General features: G+C 43.6%; 24 protein-coding genes. 13 read left to right on the top strand and 11 right to left on the bottom strand.

The window, feature by feature from the left end; translation table 11 throughout:
* The first annotated feature begins 122 nt into the window (after positions 1–122).
* On the top strand, positions 123–737 hold the full coding sequence (locus tag ACJVC5_RS12170) for an NADPH-dependent F420 reductase (protein WP_408099238.1): 615 nt from the start codon (positions 123–125) through the stop codon (positions 735–737).
* Here ACJVC5_RS12170 and ACJVC5_RS12175 read toward each other — a convergent pair.
* Positions 734–1,633 carry a LysR family transcriptional regulator gene (locus tag ACJVC5_RS12175; RefSeq protein ID WP_408095792.1) on the bottom strand — a complete coding sequence of 300 codons (900 nt, stop codon included), beginning with the start codon at positions 1,631–1,633 and terminating at the stop codon, positions 734–736. The two genes, ACJVC5_RS12170 and ACJVC5_RS12175, sit on opposite strands and share 4 nt — an antisense overlap.
* A gap of 100 nt (positions 1,634–1,733) precedes the next feature.
* Between ACJVC5_RS12175 and ACJVC5_RS12180 the strand changes: the two genes are divergently transcribed.
* The 5 genes from ACJVC5_RS12180 to trxA all read left to right on the top strand — a co-directional run bounded on the left by ACJVC5_RS12180 (position 1,734) and on the right by trxA (position 6,214).
* Complete coding sequence (locus ACJVC5_RS12180; protein WP_408095793.1) at positions 1,734–2,606, top strand: SDR family oxidoreductase; 873 nt, start codon at positions 1,734–1,736, stop codon at positions 2,604–2,606.
* A complete protein-coding gene (locus tag ACJVC5_RS12185; protein WP_408095794.1) occupies positions 2,603–3,007 on the top strand; it encodes a DoxX family protein in 405 nt (134 codons plus the stop codon). The genes ACJVC5_RS12180 and ACJVC5_RS12185 overlap by 4 nt, the downstream gene beginning before the upstream one ends.
* A 66-nt stretch (positions 3,008–3,073) precedes the next feature.
* Positions 3,074–4,453 (top strand): TldD/PmbA family protein, encoded by a 1,380-nt coding sequence (locus tag ACJVC5_RS12190; RefSeq protein ID WP_408095795.1) that lies wholly within the window; start codon positions 3,074–3,076, stop codon positions 4,451–4,453.
* Positions 4,450–5,763, top strand: coding sequence for a TldD/PmbA family protein (locus ACJVC5_RS12195; protein ID WP_408095796.1), 1,314 nt, complete (start codon positions 4,450–4,452; stop codon positions 5,761–5,763). Before ACJVC5_RS12190 ends, ACJVC5_RS12195 begins: the two co-directional genes overlap by 4 nt.
* 133 nt (positions 5,764–5,896) lie before the next feature.
* A complete protein-coding gene (trxA, locus tag ACJVC5_RS12200) occupies positions 5,897–6,214 on the top strand; it encodes a thioredoxin (RefSeq protein ID WP_408095797.1) in 318 nt (105 codons plus the stop codon).
* A 15-nt stretch (positions 6,215–6,229) separates the two neighbouring features.
* Here the strand turns inward: trxA and ACJVC5_RS12205 are convergent, their stop codons facing one another.
* Entirely contained in the window at positions 6,230–6,538 is a 309-nt protein-coding gene (locus ACJVC5_RS12205) for an ArsR/SmtB family transcription factor (RefSeq protein ID WP_408095798.1), read from the bottom strand.
* Between the two features lie 102 nt (positions 6,539–6,640).
* Here ACJVC5_RS12205 and lon point away from each other — a divergent pair, with 102 nt between their 5' ends.
* Positions 6,641–9,022: an endopeptidase La gene (gene lon, locus ACJVC5_RS12210; RefSeq protein WP_408095799.1), complete on the top strand. Its 2,382-nt coding sequence runs from the start codon at positions 6,641–6,643 to the stop codon at positions 9,020–9,022.
* Positions 9,023–9,051: 29 nt separating this feature from the next.
* On the opposite strand, the gene ACJVC5_RS12215 is transcribed toward lon, so the two are convergent.
* From ACJVC5_RS12215 to ACJVC5_RS12225, 3 genes are all read right to left on the bottom strand, one after another.
* On the bottom strand, positions 9,052–9,465 hold the full coding sequence (locus ACJVC5_RS12215) for an Rrf2 family transcriptional regulator (RefSeq protein ID WP_408095800.1): 414 nt from the start codon (positions 9,463–9,465) through the stop codon (positions 9,052–9,054).
* A gap of 82 nt (positions 9,466–9,547) precedes the next feature.
* Entirely contained in the window at positions 9,548–10,336 is a 789-nt protein-coding gene (locus tag ACJVC5_RS12220; protein ID WP_408095801.1) for an alpha/beta fold hydrolase, read from the bottom strand.
* A gap of 14 nt (positions 10,337–10,350) precedes the next feature.
* Positions 10,351–11,331, bottom strand: a complete 981-nt coding sequence (locus tag ACJVC5_RS12225; protein ID WP_408095802.1) for an alpha/beta hydrolase — start codon at positions 11,329–11,331, stop codon at positions 10,351–10,353.
* 106 nt (positions 11,332–11,437) lie between these two features.
* Between ACJVC5_RS12225 and ACJVC5_RS12230 the strand changes: the two genes are divergently transcribed.
* The gene (locus ACJVC5_RS12230; RefSeq protein ID WP_408095803.1) at positions 11,438–12,784 is read left to right on the top strand and encodes an alginate export family protein; all 1,347 of its coding nucleotides are present in this window, start codon (positions 11,438–11,440) and stop codon (positions 12,782–12,784) included.
* 92 nt (positions 12,785–12,876) lie between these two features.
* Positions 12,877–13,167: a hypothetical protein gene (locus tag ACJVC5_RS12235; protein ID WP_408095804.1), complete on the top strand. Its 291-nt coding sequence runs from the start codon at positions 12,877–12,879 to the stop codon at positions 13,165–13,167.
* A gap of 36 nt (positions 13,168–13,203) precedes the next feature.
* Here the strand turns inward: ACJVC5_RS12235 and ACJVC5_RS12240 are convergent, their stop codons facing one another.
* From ACJVC5_RS12240 to ACJVC5_RS12255, 4 genes are read right to left on the bottom strand one after another with little or no spacing between them, the layout of a single operon-like run.
* A complete protein-coding gene (locus tag ACJVC5_RS12240) occupies positions 13,204–13,431 on the bottom strand; it encodes a BON domain-containing protein (protein WP_408095805.1) in 228 nt (75 codons plus the stop codon).
* Between the two features lie 9 nt (positions 13,432–13,440).
* A complete protein-coding gene (locus ACJVC5_RS12245) occupies positions 13,441–13,869 on the bottom strand; it encodes a DUF2267 domain-containing protein (protein WP_408095806.1) in 429 nt (142 codons plus the stop codon).
* Positions 13,859–14,407, bottom strand: a complete 549-nt coding sequence (locus ACJVC5_RS12250) for a DsbA family protein (RefSeq protein ID WP_408095807.1) — start codon at positions 14,405–14,407, stop codon at positions 13,859–13,861. The genes ACJVC5_RS12245 and ACJVC5_RS12250 overlap by 11 nt, the downstream gene beginning before the upstream one ends.
* Positions 14,408–14,417: 10 nt before the next feature.
* Positions 14,418–14,966, bottom strand: a complete 549-nt coding sequence (locus ACJVC5_RS12255) for a DsbA family protein (protein WP_408095808.1) — start codon at positions 14,964–14,966, stop codon at positions 14,418–14,420.
* Positions 14,967–15,125: 159 nt separating this feature from the next.
* On the opposite strand from ACJVC5_RS12255, the gene ACJVC5_RS12260 reads away from it, so the two are divergent.
* The 4 genes from ACJVC5_RS12260 to ACJVC5_RS12275 all read left to right on the top strand — a co-directional run bounded on the left by ACJVC5_RS12260 (position 15,126) and on the right by ACJVC5_RS12275 (position 18,360).
* Positions 15,126–15,578 (top strand): OsmC family protein, encoded by a 453-nt coding sequence (locus ACJVC5_RS12260; RefSeq protein WP_408095809.1) that lies wholly within the window; start codon positions 15,126–15,128, stop codon positions 15,576–15,578.
* Positions 15,579–15,630: 52 nt separating this feature from the next.
* Positions 15,631–16,311, top strand: coding sequence for a response regulator transcription factor (locus ACJVC5_RS12265; RefSeq protein ID WP_408095810.1), 681 nt, complete (start codon positions 15,631–15,633; stop codon positions 16,309–16,311).
* Entirely contained in the window at positions 16,292–17,782 is a 1,491-nt protein-coding gene (locus tag ACJVC5_RS12270) for a sensor histidine kinase (protein ID WP_408095811.1), read from the top strand. Before ACJVC5_RS12265 ends, ACJVC5_RS12270 begins: the two co-directional genes overlap by 20 nt.
* A gap of 140 nt (positions 17,783–17,922) precedes the next feature.
* Positions 17,923–18,360, top strand: a complete 438-nt coding sequence (locus ACJVC5_RS12275; RefSeq protein ID WP_408095812.1) for a PepSY domain-containing protein — start codon at positions 17,923–17,925, stop codon at positions 18,358–18,360.
* A 33-nt stretch (positions 18,361–18,393) separates the two neighbouring features.
* On the opposite strand, the gene ACJVC5_RS12280 is transcribed toward ACJVC5_RS12275, so the two are convergent.
* Together ACJVC5_RS12280 and ftsH are read right to left on the bottom strand one after the other, a co-directional pair.
* Positions 18,394–21,222 (bottom strand): S8 family serine peptidase, encoded by a 2,829-nt coding sequence (locus tag ACJVC5_RS12280; protein WP_408095813.1) that lies wholly within the window; start codon positions 21,220–21,222, stop codon positions 18,394–18,396.
* Positions 21,223–21,372: 150 nt separating this feature from the next.
* Positions 21,373–23,274 carry an ATP-dependent zinc metalloprotease FtsH gene (ftsH, locus tag ACJVC5_RS12285; RefSeq protein ID WP_408095814.1) on the bottom strand — a complete coding sequence of 634 codons (1,902 nt, stop codon included), beginning with the start codon at positions 23,272–23,274 and terminating at the stop codon, positions 21,373–21,375.
* Positions 23,275–23,285 lie beyond the last annotated feature (11 nt).

Below are 23,285 nucleotides of genomic sequence, written 5' to 3' on the forward strand. Positions count from 1 at the left end.
GTTTTCTCCTCAATTCATTTAAATCGGCTTTTGCTAGAGAGGAAAGCTGTCTTGAATCAAGAGTAGAGTGTTTTATTAACGCCGGTAGATTTGAAAAGTGAACAAACTCAAGCGAGGTTAAGATTAACCAGGAGAGTTTCATGAAAGTCGGAATTATTGGGGCAGGAAATATTGCACAGGCCGTTGCAAAACAACTGACTAGAATAAATGTGGATGTGGTGCTCAGTAATAGCCGCGGCCCTGAATCTCTATTAAAACTTGTGAAAGAACTTGGGCCACATACCTGTGCCGGAACCGTTGTGGAGGCGGCCAAGGCCGAAATTGTGGTGCTTGCTGTTCCCTGGAGTAAAGTTCCGGAGGCGTTGAAACAAGTACCATCATGGGAAGGAAGAATTCTGATTGATACAACCAATCCGGTTGAGGTCCCAAGTTTTCGAACCGCCGATCTTCACGGAAAGACCTCCAGTGAAATTGTCGCAAGCTTGGCAATAGATGCCCGAGTTGTAAAAACCATGAACACACTTCAACCTGAAATCCTTGGGGCCGATCCAAGAAAAGAAGGAGGAAGACGTGTGCTTTTTATGTCTGGAGATGATGCTGTTGCCAAAGAGTTAGTTGGTGATCTTTTAGATGAAATGGGATTTTCTGTTTTTGATCTCGGAGACCTCAAGCATGGAGGCGCCCTTCACCAATTTCCAGGTGGCCCTTTGCCTTCTCATAATATGATTGAGATCTAAAAGTATGGAGTCAATCTTGGCGTCAGAAAATCGAGAAACTTTCTGATCCTGATGGGGACTTCTTTTTGATGAGGAATCAAGATATGAAGTGGCCTTCCCTCCAGCTTCCATTCTTTGAAGACCGTTATGAGCTCTCCTTTCATGATTTGATCTTTCACCAAAAAAGAGGGGATAAGAGAAAAACCACTTCCTCTTAAAACCATATGCTTGATCAATAAAAAATTATTCGAGGTCAGGTGAGGTCTAACTTTTAGCGTTTTGCTTTCTTTTCCTCGTGTGACTTTGACCGCCACATGAGGCAGTTTAAAATCATCATAAGCAATAAGGTTCATTTTCTCTAAATCTTCTAATCGTTTCGGCAGATGTTTTTTGTAAAGTTCCGGTGACATCACAAGTTCCATATCAACTGTTCCGATCTTCTTCTGAATGAGTGTACTGTCTTTGGCCTTTCCGATTCTTACCGCCACATCAAATTGGTCCTTGACCATATCAACGATGACATTACTGGCGTGTATCTTTATCTGGGTCTTGGGATAAAGTTCCAGAAACTCCTGACACATAGGACCCAGAAGTTCAGAGGCGATGTCTTCTGGTGAGGTCACTTTGATCATGCCTGCAACTTCTTTGGTGTCTGAAACCACCATCTCAAGTGAGGTCTTTAGTTCATTCAACAGGGGAGAAAGTTGATTAAAGAGTAGCTGTCCAGAGTGAGTAAGTTCAAAAGAGCGTGTGGTGCGATAGATGAGCTGGACACCCATTTCTTTTTCTAATGCGGAGATCGTGCGACTAATACGAGACTTAGGTTGTTTAAGATTCTGGGCCGCCTTTGTAAAACTTTTGGCCACGGCCAGTTCTCTGAAAATCCGTAATTTGTTTAAATCTAGCTCGTCCAGCATAAAGTTCCTTTGTTGCATTTATTGCAACACTGTAATGCGATTATGTCTACTTTTTGTAACAACGAAAGAATGAGATAAATAGACCATCAAGGAGATCCCTATGAAAACATATAATGGAACGATCATGGTAACAGGAGCATCCGGTCATTTAGGACAACTGGTCCTGGAAGAGCTTCTCACAAAATATAAGGGCAAGGTCATTGCCGGTTCGAGAAAAGTTGAAAAGCTCCAGAAGTTTAAAGATCGGGGGGCGGAGATAAGAGAAGTTGATTTTAATCACCCGGATGATCTCACTCAATCTTTTAAGAATGTGGATAAGCTTTTCATTATTAGTACTGATTCATTGGCGGTTCCAGGAGAAAGACTTCGCCAGCATCTTGCCGCCGTAAAGGCCGCTAAAGCGGCAGGTGTTAAACACATCGTTTATACCTCTCTCAATAATCCGGACAAGGTGAAAATCTTTTTTGGGCCTGATCACAAGGGAACTGAAGATGCAATTCTGGGATCAGGACTTGAATACACCATTCTTAGAAATAATTGGTATATGCAAAATCTCGACGAGAGTGTGAAGCATGCTTTAGAGGCCGGTGTCCTTGTCACTTCGACCGGGGCCGGTAAAGTAGGGTTTATTACTCGTGAAGACTGTGCTCACGTGGCCGTAGCTGCCTTGATGAATGGGGACTTTCATCATTCTATCCTGGACGTCACTAACGAGCAGAGTGTGAGTTATCCGGAAATCGCTCAGATACTTTCTGAAATCTCAGGAAAAGAAATTAAATTCAAAGATGTATCCAAGGCCCAGATTGAAAAGGCCTACACTGATATGGGGCTTCCATCTTTTGTTGTAGAACTAATTGCGACCTATGAAGAGTCAGTGTGTGATCATCAATTAGACATTAAAAACAATATTGTAAGAGAACTAACTGGAAAATCTCCTACATCTCTAAAAGACTACTTAAAGGGGAACAAATGAATACGACTCAAAAAGACGATCTGGCGAAGCTCTTTCTTAGAGTTGTTGTCGGTGGACTCATGCTCTTTCATGGAATGCACAAAATCGTTCATGGCTATGGACATGTAGGAGGCATGCTTAATCAAGCGGGACTTCCTGAATTTATCCAGCATGGAGTTTTAGTGGGGGAGATACTTGCTCCACTTTTACTCATCATTGGTTATAAGACCCGATACTCTGCCATTCTGATTATTTTTACGATGCTGGTTGCTGTTGGCCTAGCCTATCATGAAAAAATTTTTACTTTAAACCAGTACGGCGGCTGGATGATTGAACTTCATGTGTTTTTTATTGTTTCTTCACTGGCCATCATTCTTCTAGGCGCAGGAAAATACGCGCTTGAATCTAGTGGAGTAAAATAAGCGGATTTTAAACGGGGATGTCATTCAAAGACTTCTCCGTTATAATTTCCCCCTTAAGGGGAATTTATGCCACTACTATCATCTCAAATAGCTCAAGACATTATTGCTCATGGTATTTCTCTTGGTGCGGATTTCGTAGACATTTTCATCGAGAGAACCCATGCAGAAAATATGGTCTTTAAAAACTCCCGCGCTGAAGACACTCAGTCGGGCACTTTGTTTGGAATTGGAATTCGACTGATTTATGGCCAGCAGGCCCTTTACGGTTATACCAATTCAACTGATCGTGAAGAACTTCTTCGTATCACAAAACTTCTTGCTTCTAGAATCAATAAGGAGGGCCGCTCGGTCACTCTTAATTTTGAAAATCTCAGTTATCCTAAAATCGCCACTCTGAATGACAAGGAAGTCGATGCTAAGTATAAGCTCGCTTACTTAAAGAAAACGGATGAGGCGCTACGAACCGATTCGAAAGTGGCCCAAGTGATGCTGAATTTTATTAAGAAGAAACAACAGATTGAGGTCTACAACTCTGATGGTCTCTATGCTTCTGAAGAGAGACCTTATATCCGACTTTTCCATCAGCTGGTGATGAAAGATGGAAATCTTCAAACTGAGGCCTTCCACGGTCCAGGTGCCATCGGCGGCTGGGAATTTATGGAACAACTTAACCGCGAAGAAATCGTGGACACACTCTTAAAGCAGGCCAATACCACTCTTTACGCTGGTGCCTGTCCGGCCGGAAAAATGCCAGTGGTGATTGATAACGGTTTTGGCGGAGTGATTTTCCATGAGGCCTGTGGTCACTTACTTGAAACCACCGCAGTAGAGAAGAAGGCAAGTGTCTTCTGGGACAAGATGGGTGAGCAGATTGCTCACAGTGCTTTGTCGGCCGTGGATGATGGAACCATTGCTGGTGCCTGGGGATCTTTATCTATTGATGACGAGGGAATGCCTACTCAGAAAACTCAGTTGATCGAGAACGGCGTTTTAAAACATTTTATTTCAGACCGCATGGGTGAAATAAAGACAGGACATAAACGAACTGGTTCTGCTCGTAGACAGTCTTATAAATTCGCTCCTGCTTCTCGCATGAGAAATACTTTTATCGAACAGGGCCCATATGAATTGGCAGAACTTATTGGAAGTGTTCCAAATGGATTGTATGCCAAAAAAATGGGAGGTGGTTCAGTTAATCCTGCCACCGGACAGTTTAACTTCGCGGTTCAAGAGGCCTATCTCATAAAGGACGGGAAAATTACCACTCCTGTGAGAGGAGCAACTTTAATTGGTACTGGGCCTGACATCATGGCAAAAATTTCGATGGTCGGAGAAGACCTCCAGCTCATGGCCGGTATGTGTGGTTCAGTCAGTGGAAGCATTCCAACTACAGTAGGACAACCTCCTGTTAAAGTGGATGAAATTCTGGTTGGGGGTGAAGCATGAAAAAGATCATGGAACGTGTGATTAATGAAATCACTGATTATAAAGCAGAAGCAGATCTTATTTATTCCACTTCAAAGTCACTCTCAATGAGTGCGCAAAATGGAGAAATCTCTTCTTATAAAGTTTCTAGTTCTGAAATTCTAGGAGTGAGGGTCATTAAAGACGGACGTGTTGGCATTTCCTACACTGAGGCCCTGGATGAAGAGTCATTGCAGTTCATGATTAAGCACGCTCTTCAAAATGCAGAGATTAGTGAACCCAATCCAAATGAAAGGATCATGGAACTTACCGGTCATCTTGCCGATGAAGAAAGTCATCCTGAGCCAGAAGTTGATATTGCCACGAAAACCAAGAAGGCGCTTGAACTTGAATCCGTCGTGAAAATGATGGATCAGCGAGTGGTTTCGGTTCCCCATAACGGTTTTTCGGAAAACGAATACAAGTCGCTTTACTTAAGTTCGAGAGGCCGCTCAACTTCATATTTGGACAAGAGTTATTCCATCTCATCTTCTGCGCTTTTAGATGAGAAAGGAAAAAAGGCCATCTTCTATGACTTTAATCTGGCGAAGACCTTTGAGGAGCTTCAGTGGAGCAAGGTGACTGAAACATCTCTTTTTCATGCTAGAAATCTTTTAGAAGAAGAAACACTTCCTACTGGTAAGTATGAGGTGAAATTCACCGAAGACTGTTTAAAGCAGCTTCTGGATTGCTTCTCAAATTTTTATTCCGCGAAATCCGCCATGGACAAGGTCAATCCTTGGGACCAAAAATTGGGTTCTGAGGTGATGTCTAAAGACATTACGATTGTTGATCATCCGACCTATGAGCACTCTTTCAGAACTTCTTTGTTTGATAGTGAGGGGGTTGAAAGAAGACCTTTGACCCTCGTCAAGGAGGGTGTCCTTCAGAGTTTTTATCACAACTCCATGACGGCCAATCAATTTAAAACGAAGACCACAGGTCGCGCCTCTCGAAGCGCTGGTAGTTCATTGGGTATTTCGGGAACAGATCTTCTGATCATGGGAAAAAATAAAAAAGAACTTCCGCAGCGCTATCTTGAGGTCATTCAGATGGATGGTCTTTATTCAGGTGCCAATCGCGTGAAAGGAACCTTCTCTGTGGCCATCAAAGGTTACGTTTGGGAATACGGTGAACGAGTAAAAACTTTTGGGAATATAACTCTTTCAGGTAATCTCATGGACATGTTCATGAACGTGGATGTGGTGGGTGAGGGTCTTGAGCCATCAAGAGACCACTCCTTCTTTAGCGTATCACTAATCTTTCATCATCTTTCTATCGCAGGCGCATAAACTACCGGGAATGACTAAGTAAACTTCAGTCATTCCCATAGGTTGGACTTTAATTGTTACTTTAATCTTGACAATAATCCAGGTCGCACCCATCATATGGATAGAGCCTATGGCTCTTTCAAAAGGGTGAAATATGAGTCTACAACAAGTAAACAGTGCAAACTTTGAACAAGCAGTTTTAAATTCTGATAAACCGGTCCTGGTAGATTTTTGGGCCGAATGGTGTGGGCCTTGTCGTGTGCTCGGTCCAGTACTGGAAGAAATCTCTGGCGAGGTTGGAGCGAAGGCCAACATTGTTAAGCTCAACGTGGATGAGTCACGTGATCTGGCGATGAAGTATGGCATCCGCGGTATTCCAACCATGATCTTTTTTAAGAACGGTCAAGTTGTGAATACTCTCGTCGGTAATCAACCAAAAGACGTCATCTTAAAGAGCATTGACGCTCTTTAATAGGGGAAGCCGGGACTAAAGAGGCGACTTGAGTGAGCGCAAGACCTCAATAAGTCCCGGAACTCTTTTTTCAATTTCGTCGACCCTGAGTGAAATATAATGGGTCTTACCTTCTTCTCTTTTTTCAATGAATCCCGTTTCTCTTAAAACTTTAAAGTGATGAGACATAGTGGACTTTGAGAGATTGCTTTTGCATTCTCCACAGGTGATCTCCTCGTGCTCCAGAAGTTCTCGAATAATTTCGATCCGCGCAGGATCGCTAAGGGCATAAAAGATGCTCGAGATCTGAATTTTCTTTAAACCGGGTAAGTCGGATTTCTTCATGAATTCATGCTACCACTTTTCCACCCGCCATTGACATTTTTTTTATCGGTCCCATCTTGTTTCTAAGTTCGATAATTATCGAAATTGGAACAAGGAGTTTCTATGCAATTGCTGCCAGTTTTATCAGTGAGAGAAAGCGTAATTTTACCGGGCAGCGCCCTCCCGTTACGAGTAGGACGCAAACAAAGTATTGAAGCAGTTGAGGCCGCTCAGAAAAACGGAAATATGATTTTAGCGGTCTCTCAGAAGAGTGGGTATGATCACGACAACGTCGAGATTAATGACTTGAGAACCATCGGAACCCTGGCCCAAATTGATCGCATTCGAGGGAACGCCAAAGAGGGCTATCAGATTTTTCTTCGCGGAGTTTCTCGCTACCGCGTGAATCAATTCAGCGTGAAAGACGGTTATATCGCCGCTGCCGCTGAAGAGTGGAAGGACGTATTGGACGCTGATCCATCGACCTTTGCTACCATGCTGGACGTGATGAAGAACATGTCAGAAAAAATTCTGCAATTACTACCGAATGACACGCGTCTATTATCCGAGTTAGTGAAAGAGATTAACGACCTTTCGCATCTAACTTATTTGACTGCCGCCAATCTGGACATTGATTCTCAAAAGAAACAAGAAATCCTGGAGACCGCCGGGCTAAAAGACCGCTCCCTTAAGGTTCTTGAGTCGATGCAGAAGATGAAAGATGAGTTGGAAGTTCAAGTAGAGATCAGAAATAAATTAGGACACAAGCTTGGCAAGCACCAACGTGAAACCATTCTGCGTGAACAGTTAAGAACGATTCAAGAAGAGTTGGGCGATATTGAAAAAGGTGAAGAGAAGGACGATCTTCGTAAGAAAATTCTCGATGCCGGAATGCCGGAAGACACATTGAAGGTGGCCTTAGATGAATTCAAACGATTAGAGAGCATGGGACCAAATTCTCCTGAGTCTCATGTGATTAGAAATTATTTGGATCTTTTAGTCGCTCTTCCTTGGAAGAAATCCGGTTCTGAATCAGAAATCGCTGATCTTAACCTTGATAAGGCCCGGGAGATTCTGGATGCTGAACACTATGGCCTGGACAAGATCAAGAAGAGAGTTCTGCAACATCTTGCCGTGATGAAACTTAAAAAAACCAGCCGAGGACAAATCCTTCTTCTCGTGGGACCTCCTGGAGTAGGTAAGACCTCCTTAGGTCAAAGTATTGCCAAGGCATTGGGCCGAAAATTTGTACGCGGAAGTTTAGGGGGAGTAAGAGACGACGCTGAAATCCGAGGACACCGTCGTACTTATATCGGAGCAATGCCTGGGCGAATCATCCAAGGTATCAAGCGTGCAGGAGAGAACAATCCGGTCTTCATGTTGGATGAGATTGATAAATTAGGACGTGGGTTCCAAGGTGATCCTGCGGCCGCACTTCTTGAAGTGCTAGATCCTGAACAGAATGCGACGTTCTTGGATCACTACTTGGATGTGCCATTTGATTTATCCAATGTGTTCTTCATTGCCACGGCCAACAGTCTCGATACCATTCCGGGGCCACTACTGGATCGAATGGAAATCATTGATCTGTCTGGTTACACGACGGCCGAGAAGCTTCACATTGCCAAGAATCACTTGATTCCTAAGCAATGGACTGAACACGGACTTTCAAATGATCAATTAATGCTTTCAGATGAAGCTCTTCTGAAACTCATTAGCTCGTATACTCGTGAAGCGGGTGTACGTGATCTTCAAAGAAAGATCGTGACTCTTTGTCGGGCCATGGCGGAAAAAGTTCTTTCGAAAGATTCAGTTCTGCCAATTAAGATTGAGCTCGCTGACATTGAAGAAGTGTTCGGTAATGAGCGCTTTACCCATGAAGTGGCAAACACTATGAATCCTCCGGGAGTAGCAACTGGCCTTGCCTGGACTCCACAAGGTGGTGAGATTCTTTTCATTGAAGCGAATCTTATGCCAGGTAAGGGCAGTTTGATCCTGACCGGTCAATTAGGTGAAGTGATGAGAGAATCGACTCAGATTGCTTTAAGCTTAGTGCGATCTCGCTTGGCCCATGTGATTCCTGGATTTGAATTTGAAAGAAAGGACATCCACGTGCACGTTCCGGCCGGTGCGATTCCCAAAGACGGACCGTCGGCAGGGATCACGATGCTCACGACTATTGCCTCGCTCTTAACTGGTCGAAGCATTAGTCCAAAACTTGCCATGACGGGTGAGCTGACTCTGAGAGGAGCGGTGATGCCAGTGGGTGGAATCAAAGAAAAACTTATTGCTGCTCACCGAGCCGGAATTGAGAAAGTGATTCTTTCCAAACGAAATCAGAAGGACCTCAAAGATGTTCCGGAAGAAGTTCGTCATGGACTAAAAATTGAGCTCGTAGAAACTGCGGCAGAAGTTTTAAAGATTGCTCTTGATCTGGATGCCAGTGAGGATTTTGTGCCTCAGGGATTCAAGAACGATGTCAATCAGGCCCCGACTGCCATCTAACAAAAAGGCCAGCGTGAAGCTGGCCTTTTTTATTTCATATCTTTGATAACATCCGCGAGGGTGGTTTTTTTAAGACTGTCTTCCATCGCCTTTTGAGTTTTATCCAGCACCTTTTCCATACATTCTTTAATTCCACAACTTACTTCACAGATTTTTTGTTCAGGATACTTGTGGATAGCAAAGGCCTTTGGGGCCTCGACGGCACGATAGATATCAAGCAGAGTAATGTCTTTTGGTTTTTTGCCAAGAGTTGAGAAACCAGATTTACCAGTAGAGGTTTGAACCAGGCCCGCCTTGGAGAGTTTAGAGAGAATTCTTCTGACAAAGCTCGGATACGCATTCACGCTGCTAGCAAGGGCAGCTGAGGTCATGTCTTTCTCGGCACTGCCAATGCAGACCATGATATGAATTGCGATCGAAAACTGAGTATTTACTGCGGCCATTACGGTAATGATAAGGGGGCAGAATAGCTTGGGCAAGATATTTGAAAAAAGACCGGCCGAGTAGACCGGTCTTAATGAACTTCTAGTTAGATGCGGACTTAGGTTGCTCAACATTAGCATTAAGCTTCTTAAGAGCGTCCGTAATGACCTTCGTTACTTCTTTTGGATGTGACACCATTGGAACGTGGCTCGAGTTAATGGTCGTCATACTCGCATTCATTTGTTTTGCCAGAGTCATCTGTGCATCTGGATTAATCATGCGATCTTTTGAGGTCACGATATACCAGTTTGGTTTTGTTTTCCAGGCCGCAGTGGTGACCTTTTCATCAAAACATTTTCCAGCGATAGGGCCTTGAGTGGCGGTCATGAGAGTTGTCTCGTCCTTCTTTAAGTCCTGAGCGAAATCAGACTGCATGACCTCTTTGGAGAGTCTGATAAATCCATTGGCGTCCGGTTGAAGTTTTTGAATGCCAGGCGCGGCCGGAAAGGCCTTCACAGATTCATTGGCCGATTGTCCGTCATTAGGAGCAAAGGCCGCGACATACATCAGACCTGCAACTTTTTCGTTATTTCCCGCTTCTGAAATTACAGCACCACCCCAAGAATGACCCACAAGAAGGACCTTGCCCGGTTGAGCTTCAATCGCACGTTTCGCTGCCGCTGTATCGTCGGCAAGAGAAGTAAGCGGGTTTTGTACCGAGATCACATTAAGACCAGTCTTTTGCAAGTTCTTAATGACCTTGTTCCAACTTGAGCCGTCTGCAAACGCACCGTGAACAAAGACCACTGTATCAATTTTCTCAGTCGCGGTTTGTTGGGCCATTGCCAGAGGCATAACGATCAAACTCAATAGCATAAAGATGATTTTCATAGTTCCTTCCTTGGTTAGTGAAGTTGTAAATATTTTTTAAGTTCTTGAGAGGCCTGAAGAATGTGGGATCTCACCTCTGGAAGTTCCGCCAATGGGTTGAGAAGACCGAAGTCGTGAATCATTCCCACGTAGCGAGTGGTCGTGACGGTGACACCGGCCTCATCGAGTTTTCGGGCAAAAGCTTCGCCTTCATCTCGAAGAACATCGCACTCAGCGGTCTGAACGAGAGTAGGTGGAAAATCTTTAAAGGCAGAAGTTTCTGCCTGAAGAGGTGAGGCATATTTGGTCTGACGATCTTTTTCATCCGGAGCATAGTTGTCCCAGAACCATTTCATCATACCCTTGGTTAAGAAGTGATTGGTGGCGAATTGATTATAGGATTCGGTTTCAAAAAACGAATTTGTTACTGGCCACATGAGAAGCAAAAATCGGATGTCCGGTCCGCCTTTATCTTTTGCCATCGAGGCCGTGGCGATGGACATATTGCCTCCAACACTGTTACCAACGACCGCAAGACGCGAACCATCAACATTGATTTCATTACCATGTTCAGACACCCATTGAGTGGCGGCATAGATCTGATTAAGGGCCACAGGATATTTGGCCTCAGGAGAGCGTGTATAATCCACATAAACTCCAACTGCTCCTGAGCCGGCCACAATATCTCGGATGAGTCGCTCATGGGTCGGATAATCTCCTAGCACCCATCCGCCGCCGTGAATGAATATAAACACTGGGAGTTTCTCTTGGGTGTTTTCAGGTCTTACAATTTTAAGATTGATCTTTTGACCATCGACTTCAATGGTCTTATCTGAAACCTCAGCAGGAGCAAGATTTACTTTAACGCTCTTTTGAGCGTCTTCTAACACTTTTCTCGCTTCTGCCGGAGAAAGTTGTTCCATGGGTTTACCACCGGATGCGTTCAGGGCATCCAAAAATTTTTGGGTACGACTATCAGGATGTGACTCATATTGTTCTATTGATTGATTGGCCATATGTGTCTCCTTTAAGTTAAGTTAGAGATGGACTCCTTAGGTTGATCCGATTTCTTCTTCTTGTGAATGAAGTCGGGCCTAATAATAGTTGAGGCAATATATCTTTATGCACGTGCTATTCTTATTTCTTGTTCTTCTACCATTGTCCTCGAAGGCTCAGGAGTCCTGGCCGGGTTATAAAATAATCCGTCAGGACGAGGATTTTAGTTATCTTCGTGATCCGTCTAAACGATCTGATTACCTGGATGGCATTAAGTTTATTCCCATTAACAAAGATAAAACGTCGTATCTTACTCTGGGCGGTGAGATCAGGGAAAGATACGAGTACTTTAGTAATTTTTTATGGGGAGAGCCATTAAACGAAGGTGATGGGTATGTGCTTTCACGTGTCATGTTACATGGTGATCTTCGTTTGAATGAAAAGTTTCGTTTCTTCACACAGTTTAAAAGTAATCTAGTGTTCGATAAAAAACTTCCTCCCCGGAGTATTGATAAGGATGAACTAGATCTTCACCAATTGTTTGTTGATGGAGACTTTGATCGCTTACATCTAAGAGTCGGGCGACAGGAAATAAGTTACGGAAGTTCTCGTCTCATATCTGTTCGTGAAGGGCCAAACGTTCGGCAGTCTTTCGATGCCGTTAAATTAAAATACCAGGATCAAAATCTTAATCTAGATGGTTTATATTCACATCCAGTAGAGACCAACCCTGAAGAGTTTGATGATAAATCCGGAACTGATCGCACTTTATTTGGTCTCTATGCAACGTTCACAAATATCAAGGCCGATCTTTATTATTTGGGATATGACAGGCAGGAGGGGGAATTTGCCTCCGGAACTGAGCATGAGATGAGACACTCTGTTGGTTCCAGATGGTTTAATAAAGGAAAAAGCTGGGACTATGATTATGAGGCGGTCTATCAGTTCGGCCAGTTTGGTAATAAAAGCATTAAGGCCTGGACAGTTTCGACCAACACCGGTTACACCTTCAATCATCCCTGGAAACCTCGCTTAGAACTAAAGGCCTCAGTGGCAAGCGGGGATGATAATCCAAATGATGATACGCTTGGAACCTTCAATGCTTTGTTCCCAAAAGGATCGTTCTTTAATGAGGCCGCCATTCTGGGGCCCGCAAACTTCATGGACATTCATCCGGGTTTTTCTATTGAACCATCTGATACACTCACTTTTAAAGTTGATTGGGACTTTCTTTGGCGCCAATCGCTCGAGGATGGACTCTATAATGTACCGTTAAATCCTATTGTGCCCGGTGATGCTGGAGACTCCCGTTACATTGGAAGTCAGCTGGCCCTAAGCGGAGAGTATGAGTTTGGTAAACATTGGCTATTATTTGCCCAGTATATGCATTTCTTTGTCGGTAGTTTTCTTGAAGAGGCGACCCCAGGTAAAGACATAGATTACTTTACGACATGGGTTACTTATAAGTTTTAGCGAACTTCTTCACTGCATCTTCAGTGCATATTTAAGAACCCTGGCATCATGACTACTCTTGAAGCTTAAGTCTCTTTAACAAAGGAGTGGCCATGAAATTTTTAACTGTTTTAGCATTAGGGCTTTTTGCTTTTAGTGCTTTCTCTGCCGATGATCTTTCAAGTGCAAAGAAAAAGAAAACGGACGACATTGATCGTAAGATGAATGCCCTTAAAGAGTATCGTACCTGTGTGGTTGGGGCCTCATCAACTCAAGTGGTTGAATCCTGCCGTTACCGTGGCCCAGAAGGAGTCATGCAGGAAGAAGAAGTGATTGATGTTGAACCAATGAAGCAAGATACGAAAGACGATATGAATAAGAAGAAAGGCAGTAGCGGCTACTAGGAAAGTTTTAAAAGGCCACCTTCAAGGTGGCCTTTTTTATTGCGGAAGAGATTTTTCATGTAGTTCGTTATAGACCTTCTGCACTCCATCCAGGTCCTTAACTTTTTGTTCGATCTTGGTCTTCATTTCTTCGCTTGGAATTTCACCCAGAAGACTAACTTCACCGTTTTCAACCGAGACTTCAATATTCTCACACTCAAGATCAATTAGGATTTCGTTCACACGGTCTTTTAGCCCCGAATCTCCCTGACTTAGATTTTCCATATGTCCTCCTTAATCCAGATAAAGATCCTGGATATTTTTAGGTAAATTTTTTAAGACTTGTTTTGCCTCACCTTGATCAATCATGTCGAGGATCACTCCCAGGGTCACGGGAACGGCCCGAGAGAGATCAATCTCGTCATGACCATGAAAGAAATGACGAACATCTTCTAAAAAGTCAGAGGTGGTTCTCGAGCGGGACATTTCTGTATTTGGGTTCCAGCCTTCATAATAAAATCCTCTCAAGATAGTGGAGAGTTGAGAGCCTAAATGAATGGCCTCTTGTTTTCCAACTCGTTCTCTTAACGCCTTTAAACAGGCCTTTAAGATAGCAAACGCCTTCTGCTCATTTTCAAACAACCTGCTTTCCATCAGGAGATTGATAACATGATTAAAATCTTCATTGGCCTTATCAACGCCTTTAATATGTTTATGATGCATAATCTTGATACTCCTTCTTAAGTTCTAGGATGCTTTCTTTTAGAGCCGGATAAGTCGCGTCCTCTTCGAAAATGATCCCATTCAGGAAAAAAGTCGGAGTTCCTGTCACACCGGATTCTTCACCGCTGTCGATGTCCTTTCTGACTCGATCAATAAGATCCTCTCGTTCAAGATCAACCAAGAATTTTTGGATGTTGAGCTCCAGGGCCTCCGCTAAAACAGTTATACTTTCTGCCGACAGGTTATAGATATTTTTATAAAGAAGATCGTGCATGTCCCAAAAGCGGGACTGCTCATTGGCCGCTTCGGCCGCCATGGCCGCAAGGGCCGCATGAGGATGAATGTCCGTAATAGGGAAGTGTCGGTATACGTAACAAATGTCTCCATCAAACTCCTTCAAAAGTTTTTGAATCATTTGATAAGCACGGGCCGAATGTGGACATTCGTAGTCTCCGTATTCTACTAATATCACCGGAGCATCCAAGGGGCCCTTTCGGTGATCATTCTTGATGGCGGGTACTTTCAAAGTATATGTCATGATGACCTCCTTAAATGGCCGCTCGATTATCACTAATGAGTTTGTTAATAACGTCTTCTAACATTTCCAGAGTGGGAGCTCCGTCAAAACGAAGATTATTCAGGAAAAGCGTTGGTGTTCCATTCACACCACTTCTAACACCACTGTTAAAGTCCACTCTTACCCGCTCGGACAGATCTTCTCTTTCAAGATCATCCAGAAAGAGTTTCATATCCAGATTAAGAGTTCTTGCGAGTTCAAAAATATTTTCTGAAGAAAGATCAAATTGATTTTCAAATAAGAGATGGTGCATTTGCCAGAACTGACCTTGGGCATCCGCGGCCTCTGATGCCACTGCCGCGACCCCTGCATTGGAATGAATCGTTGAGAGAGGAAAATGGCGATAGATGAAACACAAATCCTGCCCATATTCTTTTACTAACGTATCCAGGATAGGGACCGTCATCTGACAATGAGGACATTGAAAATCTCCGTATTCAATTAAGATCACGGGAGCATGAAGAGAACCAATTCTGTGATCGTGGACATTAGGCGGGATTTTTAAGGTTGAACCATTCATGGGGATGGCCTCCTGTGAATATAAATTCACCCCTGAGTTTTGTCCCAAATCCAAGGTCTGTCGAATGAAAAGAGAAATGATCAATAATAGGCCCAGTTAATATTAAGTTGGATGGGTCCTCACTCCCGCGAGATACTAAAAAAGAAGATTGGAGTCGTTATGGAATTCAAGACCTCTTGGAAAGAAAACATGCTCTTTAAGACCAAAGTTGGTAACCATCAAATTACTATGGATGCGGCCGCTCCATTGGGACAAGATAAAGGGGCGACCCCTAAAGAACTTTTTGCGGCATCTCTTTCAGGTTGTACTGGAATGGATATAGTTGGTTTATTACATAAATATAAACAAACCATAAATAAGTTTGAGATTGAGACCAAAGTTCAATCCACTAATGATGGTTATCCTATTGTCTTTTCCTACATTGATTTGATTTATCATATAAATGGTGAAGTCGATGAGGCCCTTGCCCTGCAGGCCATTAGATTGGCCCAAACTAAGTATTGTGGTGTTAGTGCAATGATGGCCCGATCCACTTCTATCCATTGGAGATTGTTCTTAAATGGTAAGGAAGCAGGAACCGGAGATGTAGGGGAATACCTCAGTGGTGAATAAGATTACTGAAATGTAATTTATCACTTGGCCTAAAATACCGTATAATAAACGGATGAAAATTCTTGTCGTTGAAGACGATCCGAAAATTTCTGGCTTCATTAAAAAAGGATTAAAAGAGTCCGGTTACGAGGCCACTGAAATCGCCAATGGTCAGGAAGCGCTCGATCATTTGAGCGTGGACAAATCCTATGACTTGGTAGTTCTCGATCTTATGCTGCCTGGAAAGAGCGGACTTGAGGTACTGGCCGGGATGCGATCCGAGGGACTTAGTACTCCCGTGCTTATTTTAAGTGCTAAACGTTCGGTGGAAGAGAAGGTCGAGGGCCTTCAGCATGGGGCAGATGATTATCTAATTAAGCCCTTTGCTTTTTCTGAACTCCTGGCACGAATTCAAGTTCTTCTTCGTCGACATGGGCCCCAGAAAAGCCTTCCCACTTCATTGTCCCAATTCGGAATTAAAATTGATTTATTAAAAAGAGAAGTGACACGCGAGGGGAAAGTCATTGACCTTCAAGCAAAAGAGTTTTCTCTTCTTGAATACTTTCTAAAAAATCCTGAAAGAGTTCTTTCTAAGACCATGATCCTGGAAAATGTGTATCACTATAACTTTGATACCCAGACCAATATTGTGGATGTTTTGGTTTGTCGTCTAAGAAATAAGATTGATAAGGACTTTGACCAGAAGACCATTCATACCATCAGAGGGGTGGGGTATGTTCTCAAAGATGGTTAAAAAGATCGGCCCTCGCCTGGTCCTTGGAACAACTCTTTTACTTCTCGTTTCCCTTCTCAGTGTATCTATCACCATCTATTATCTCCTTTCAAATTCCTTGAGAAAGAGTGACAAAGATCTTCTGGAACGTTTGTCGGCCGTCTATGCCCAAAACTATGAGCTATTCGGGGAGGAATCACTCCGCAGGGACATCTCTCCTGAGATTCTGGTGATCATCGTTGATAAAAACGGCGAAGAGGTCTTTTCTTCTTTACCTAAATATATTGATCGCGACTTTGAAGACGAGGAAGAGATCCGACAACTTCAGGAGGAAGTTCGCAAGATGCCGCTTAAAAAAGGGCTTCAGACTGTTCTTCTTCTTTCTGGTGAAGAGGACAAAGACCTTTACGAGAAGTTTGAATATCAGCTTCGTTTAATGTTTTTAGAGAAAGAATGGTTGGGGCTACTTCCCTTGATTGATAATGATATGGTGGAAGTTCTAGTGACTCCACTTAAAAATGACCGTTGGATGAAGGTCGGAAAAAGTTCTGAGGAGCGCGAAGAGCATCTGGCGAGTATCCGTTACATTGCGCTCATGGTGCTTATTCCCTTCCTCTTTATTGGTTTTCTTTTAAGCTACTTGTTGTCGCGAAGTATTTTGAGACCGATTAAAAATCTGGCGACCGTCATTAAAGACATTCAACAAGGACAGGGCCAGAAGCGGGCCTTGGTTCGAAATTCTGGAGATGAAGTTGATCTTTTGTCCCATGAATTTAACTCTCTTCTGGATAAAAATGAGGTCCTCATTTCCAATCTTAAAAGCTCCATTGATAACGTGGCCCATGATTTGAGAACTCCTCTTACTCGTTTTAGAAATAGTGCGGAGGACGCTCTTCTTCATCAAGATGACCCAAAAAAAATGACTGAAGCTTTGGAAGACGGTCTGGAAAATTCAGAGAAGATCTTGGAGCTTCTTCATGCCATCATGGATGTTTCTGAGGCCGAGACCGGAACCATGGCCATTAAGAAGAAAGAAATCTACTTAGATATCTTTATCGAAAATCTGGTGGACCTTTATCAATATGTGGCCGAAGACAAAGAGATCAAACTCACCATGGATATTGCACAAGGACTTTGCATCATGGGAGATGAAGTCCGATTAAACCAGGCTTTTGGAAATATTTTGGATAACGCCATTAAGTATTCTCCAAAAGGCACAGAGGTCCATATAGGCGTAACTTCCACTCAGGATCAGGTACAAATTTCAGTTAAAGATCAAGGTGAAGGAATCCCTGAGCCTGACCTGGAAAAGATCTGGGAGCGCCTTTATCGCGTGGATAAGAGTCGCTCAACTCCGGGTCTTGGCATTGGTCTAAGTGTTGTAAAGGCCATCATTAAGGTCCACCAAGGAACCGTCCAAGTCTCTAGTACTATAGGGAAAGGGTCTTGTTTCACAGTTACATTACCACTTTGTAATGCAGGCGTAAGATAGCGGTAAGGTCCATGTTTTAAGATTTTCTCATCAAGGGGAAACACATGAAACACTTGGCAGTACCTTTATTACATCTCGTAATCATCACAGCTTTGGCCATTTCGGCCTACCAGTCTGTTGTTTTATCATAAGGAGTAACTATGAAATCGGTGAAAGTTTTAACTGTAGGCCTTTTGGCATTATCTCTTCCTGTCTTCGCTGCGACTGTGAGTGAATCAGCGCTAAAAATGATTCCGGGTGGGAAAGTGGTTCAGGAAAAAGAAAAAGAAGTAAAAGTTCAAACTAAAGACGGATCAATTGTTGAGGTTGAATTTAAACGTAACGGAGATTTTGAAGAGGCCTCTGGTCACGCAGTTGATAAAGACACATTTGAGCCGGGCCAAAATCTTCTTTCACTTAAAGATGCAGTGGCATCAGTTAAGAAAGCAGGAAAAACTCCAGTGGGTGACTGGTCTCTTGAAGACAGTATGATGAAGGGCTGGCACTATGAGTTTGAAGGCATGGAAAACGGTAAAGCGATGGAGTATTTAGTTGACGCTAAGACCGGTAAGCTTCGTGAATCAAGACAAGACGATTAAAATAAGAAGGCCCCGTTAAGGGGCCTTATCAATTCAGATGACTTCAATTTTTCCAAGATTAATACGTTTTGCTTCAAAGATCGTCGAGTACTCAACTCGGTAGATGCCAGGTTCTAATTTTGGTAGAACAAAGTCTTTCTTCATTCTTCCACCGAGATCAAATCTTACCTTCGCTTCTTCTACAATCGTAGAGATCTGAAGTTTCCAGAAAAGATTATCATTGGCGGCGATTCCCCAATCAAAAGGCACACAACGGAACTTTAGAGTGGCCTCTTTATCTGTGTCGTTATGATAAGTCGCTTTATCAGTCGCCTCAAACTCACCCTTATCGTTTTGAACCATGATGCTACAGTTTGCATAAAAGTAACTCATGTCGTACTGAGCGGTTGGAAGAAGATCGACGGCGTAGCTCCCTTTGGCCACATTCATGGTGATCTCAGGAATGTCTTTCTTGTTATTAAAGATCTGAGATTTAATCGGAGATACTTCACGAACAAGTACTAGTTCACCTTGAAGAGCAGATTGGGCCAGGTTGCTGAGGTTGATTTTGCCACCTTCAGCACCCGCAATGTCCGTATTAAGTTTAAGATTAATTTCTTCCATCTCGAACTCAACCGTTGCTGAGCGCTCAGTTCCACCGTTCATCAGCATTGTCACCTGATAGTGACCTGGCTTAGGAGTCGCCATGATGAACTCGCGAGTGAAAGCAATTTGTTCAGCACGGACATAGTCCGGAGTAAAAGTTCCAAGATTAAGAAAGCTTGATTCACCTTCAATTACGCGTGTTCTAACTCTTACACCTTTAACACCCTCTGGAATGTTTAAGTGGATACGAGCACCTTCCTGAGAACCAACAGTCAGGCTTTGACGAAGGAACGTACGAGGACGAAGATCACGAATGGCCGTTACTGGAACTACGGCCAGAAGAGTTTTATCAGCTTTTGAGTAAAGACGAATTTCACCGAAGGCCTCGTTCACGTCACCCAGCATTTCTTCAGCGTTCACATCGACCGCGATTCGGCTTTGAGAAACGGCCACCCAAAGTTCCTTTGGACCTTTGATGCCTTTTGAATATTCAATATCCACGGGAGTCAGAAGGTTAATAGTTGCATCCGATGGAGCGAGAGTAGAAAGTTCTCCAGTGAACAACACGCGGTAAGTTTCAACCGAGTTTGTTAACTGAGAAGTTTTAACAAAGATGCCTTGAGCGGCCGTTCCATCAAGACCACCACGGTTTACACTTACCGCAATGTTTTGGAAATTTTGACCATTAATAAGGGTCTTATAGATCTCAAGGGCCTTAGGAATTTGTGGAAGACCATAACCTTGAGACACGAATGGCTCATTTGAAATTCTTCTGCCTGATAGGCGAAGGGCCGCAACAACCGTGGCCGCATTTACTTTCAGACCAGCTTGCTTAATCGCAGAAACAAGAACGGTGGCCGCACCAGCAAGGGCCGGTGAAGCAGAACTTGTTCCATTAAAAGCACGGTAACCAAGATTTGGAGAAGAGTGAGTTAAGCTTGAGAGCGGAGAGATAAGAGTTGGGCCCGCACCACCTGCACCTGGACCACGACTTGAGTAATAAACCACGCGGCCTTCTTCCGGAAGACCAGTTGTTCCCCAAACTCTTTCATCTAGTTCTTTTGGAACATAAGCACCGGCCACGAGAGTTGATGAAGGATACATCAAACGACGGTTAAGAGAGCCAAGACCTGGACCGTTGTTTCCGGCCGAGAAGCTCACCACGATATTGTGTTTCTCAATAATCTGGGCCAGGGCCTTACTCATGAAGGCCTGTGTTGCGGTATTAGTGAAGAACAGTGAGTAGCTCACGTTCGCCACTTCTGCTCCTTGAGAACCTAACCAATCAATCGCAAGCAGGAATGTTCCCAGGGTGTATTCGTTTTCCACCGGTTTATTTGTGAGTTCAGAGAGATCGTAATCAACGATTTGAGCACCTGGGGCAACTCCATCAAGATTTGCTCCCCCCATTGAGTTGTGAGCGGCCATGACACTCGCCACACCTTCACCATGGGAGTCATCATCTTTCTCTGGTTGAAGAACTTTAAGAGTTTTTTTCGCAAGATCAACTTCTGTCATCAGGGCAAGAGTTGGTTGCTTTGGAAGAAGATAATAGTCGCCAGTCTTGGCGAACGTTCCCTTACATTCAGAATCATCAAATTTGTCATCAACGTTTAGATCAAGGCAAACGCGAGAGCCATCCAGAGAGACCGATGCTTTCCAGTTATTGATTGTTCCATCGAGATTAAGATCAAGCTTCCCACCGAAAGTCATGCCTTCTTTAATTTCAACCGTGAAGCCATCTTCCGCATCCACGAGTGGGTAAGTTGAGAATGTTGATTGAGATGTTTTGGCCAGAAACTTACGGGCACCTGTTGTGGTTCTCTGGAAACCTACTTGATGAGGAGAGATACCGTCATCAATTACGCCTACGATCACACCGCGACCATCGGCCTCAGGATTGGTTTTCCATAGATCAAGAATCCCAAATTCTTTTTTCGCCAGATAAATGGCGTCCGCATCTGGTTTACCCACTTGATCACGAGAAACTTCAATTTCAGAATCTAGTAAGTAATCAAGACTATCTTTAACCGGAATATTTAATTGATTAAGGTCTGAAGCTGCACCAGTCAGACGGATAATATTTTGACCTTCAAGTTTAATTCCGGCCTTAATGATTTCTTGCTGAAACTCAGGAGTGATTTCGGCACCAAGAACAACCACTGAAGTATTGCCTTTAGTTTGTTCAGAAAGATTAAGCTTTTCTGTTTTGTGCTTCTGAGGGCCACCACAACCAGCAAGAAGAAGAGTAAAAAGTAATCCAGCAGTCTTTTTCATAGAGATCCTTCGTTCATTTTGCACACAGGTATCTTAGCTAAATACCCGAATTGCATGGGCGAGATTGAACTTTTTACCTGCCGGTGTTTATATCGTCAACACGCCTTAAACTATGGAAATCTATGAGGATTTAATCAATTGTTAGGGGATTTAGTGAATGTGGGTCTCATTTTCCGGTGAAGAAGGTCTTCTTTCATCATCGAGAACGCTGAAAAACTCCTTCAACTCTTCTTCGGAGAGGGTCTCACGAAGCATCAAGGCCCCGGCGGCCGATTCTAAAAGCTCTCGATGGTTTCTGAGGAATTCATAGGCCCGTAAATAGGAGTTCATGACGATTCGTTTCACGCATTCATCAATTTCTTTGGCGGTATCATCAGCGTAGCTCATGCGAGAAAATCCTTCTTTAACATCCAGGAACGCTGAAGATGGTTCTTCATAAGTCACAAAGCCCAGCTCTTCGGTCATCCCAAAGCGCATGACCATTTCACGGGCAATATTGGTGGCCTTGCCTAAATCATCGGAAGCTCCGGTGCTGAGTTTTCCAAAGATGAGCATCTCGGAAGCACGACCGCCCATAAGCACGGCCATTTTATTTTCGAGATCTTCTTTGGTCATAAGATAGCGGTCTTCCGTTGGACGTTGAATGGTGTAGCCCATGGAACCAATGCCGTGAGGAATGATAGAGACCTTGTGGATCTTATCATCACGACTCATCCAATAACCAACTAAGGTGTGACCCATTTCATGAAAGGCCACCATCTCTTTTTCTTTAGCATTAAGGATCTTATTTTTCTTCTCGATCCCCGCGATTGAACGTTCAAAGGCGAGAGTGAAATGATTCATATTAATGGCGTTGGCATTTTCTCTCGTGGCGATCAGGGCCGCTTCATTCACGAGATTAGCGAGATCAGCTCCGGTGAATCCTGGTGTTAATCCAGCAATAGTATCCAGATCAACTTCCGGCTCCATCTTTACTTTCTTAGAATGAATTTTAAGAATATCTTCTCTGCCTTTGCGGTCAGGACGATCGACCACCACTTGACGATCAAAACGGCCGGCGCGAAGAAGGGCCGGGTCAATCATCTCAGGGCGGTTGGTGGCCGCAATAATGATAATTCCACCTTGTGTATCAAAACCGTCCATCTCAACTAAGAGTTGGTTTAAGGTTTGTTCTTTTTCGTCATTTCCACCCATGATATTAGAGTGACGAGTTTTTCCGAGAGCATCAAGTTCATCAATAAAGATGATACATGGTGCAGTTTTCTTTGCTTGTTCAAAAAGATCTCTTACCCGGGCAGCACCCACACCGACAAACATCTCTACGAACTCAGCACCGTTGGTCGAGAAGAAGGGAACACCTGCTTCACCGGCAATGGCCTTCGCAATAAGAGTTTTTCCTGTTCCTGGAGAACCCACCAGAAGAATCCCTTTCGGCATTTTCCCGCCGAGGCTTTTAACTTTGTCTGCGTTCTTTAAGAAGTCGATCACTTCTCTTAGTTCTTCTAGTGCTTCATCAGCGCCGGCAACGTCCTTAAAAGTTGTTTTGGTATCAGTCTCTACATAGATCTTCGCCTTACTTTTACCGATGGACATAAAAGAGCCACCGCCCCCCATGCCTTTGAGACCGCGCCTTAAGATGTAGTACCAGAAACCAATAAAGAGGAGAGTAGGTAAGAAGAAGAGAATAAAAGTTCCCATAAAAGAAGAAGAACCGAGGCTTTCGTAACTCACTTTGTATTTATCAAGTTGATTGGCAATGTCCTGAGGAACAATGTTGGTTTGATAACCAATTCGGCCCTTGATCGGCTTTACAAATTCCCCGGTGGCACTGTCTCCGCGGAGAGTGACGTTTTTGATATCACCTCGTTCAAGATGCTGCTTGAATTCACTATAGGAGATTCGCTGCATCTGAGCACCTTCAAGACAGCTTCTTACAATTAAGAAGGCAAGAAGCCCAAGAAAGATGTGGTAATAACTGAATACGAAACGCTTGTTGTTCTCAGTTTCCATCCAAGGATCATAACAAGAGAAAGCTTTGAGAGCATGATACACTTCTTCCTCTT

This window comes from Peredibacter sp. HCB2-198, from assembly GCF_045999315.1.
Taxonomy (GTDB): domain Bacteria; phylum Bdellovibrionota; class Bacteriovoracia; order Bacteriovoracales; family Bacteriovoracaceae; genus Peredibacter.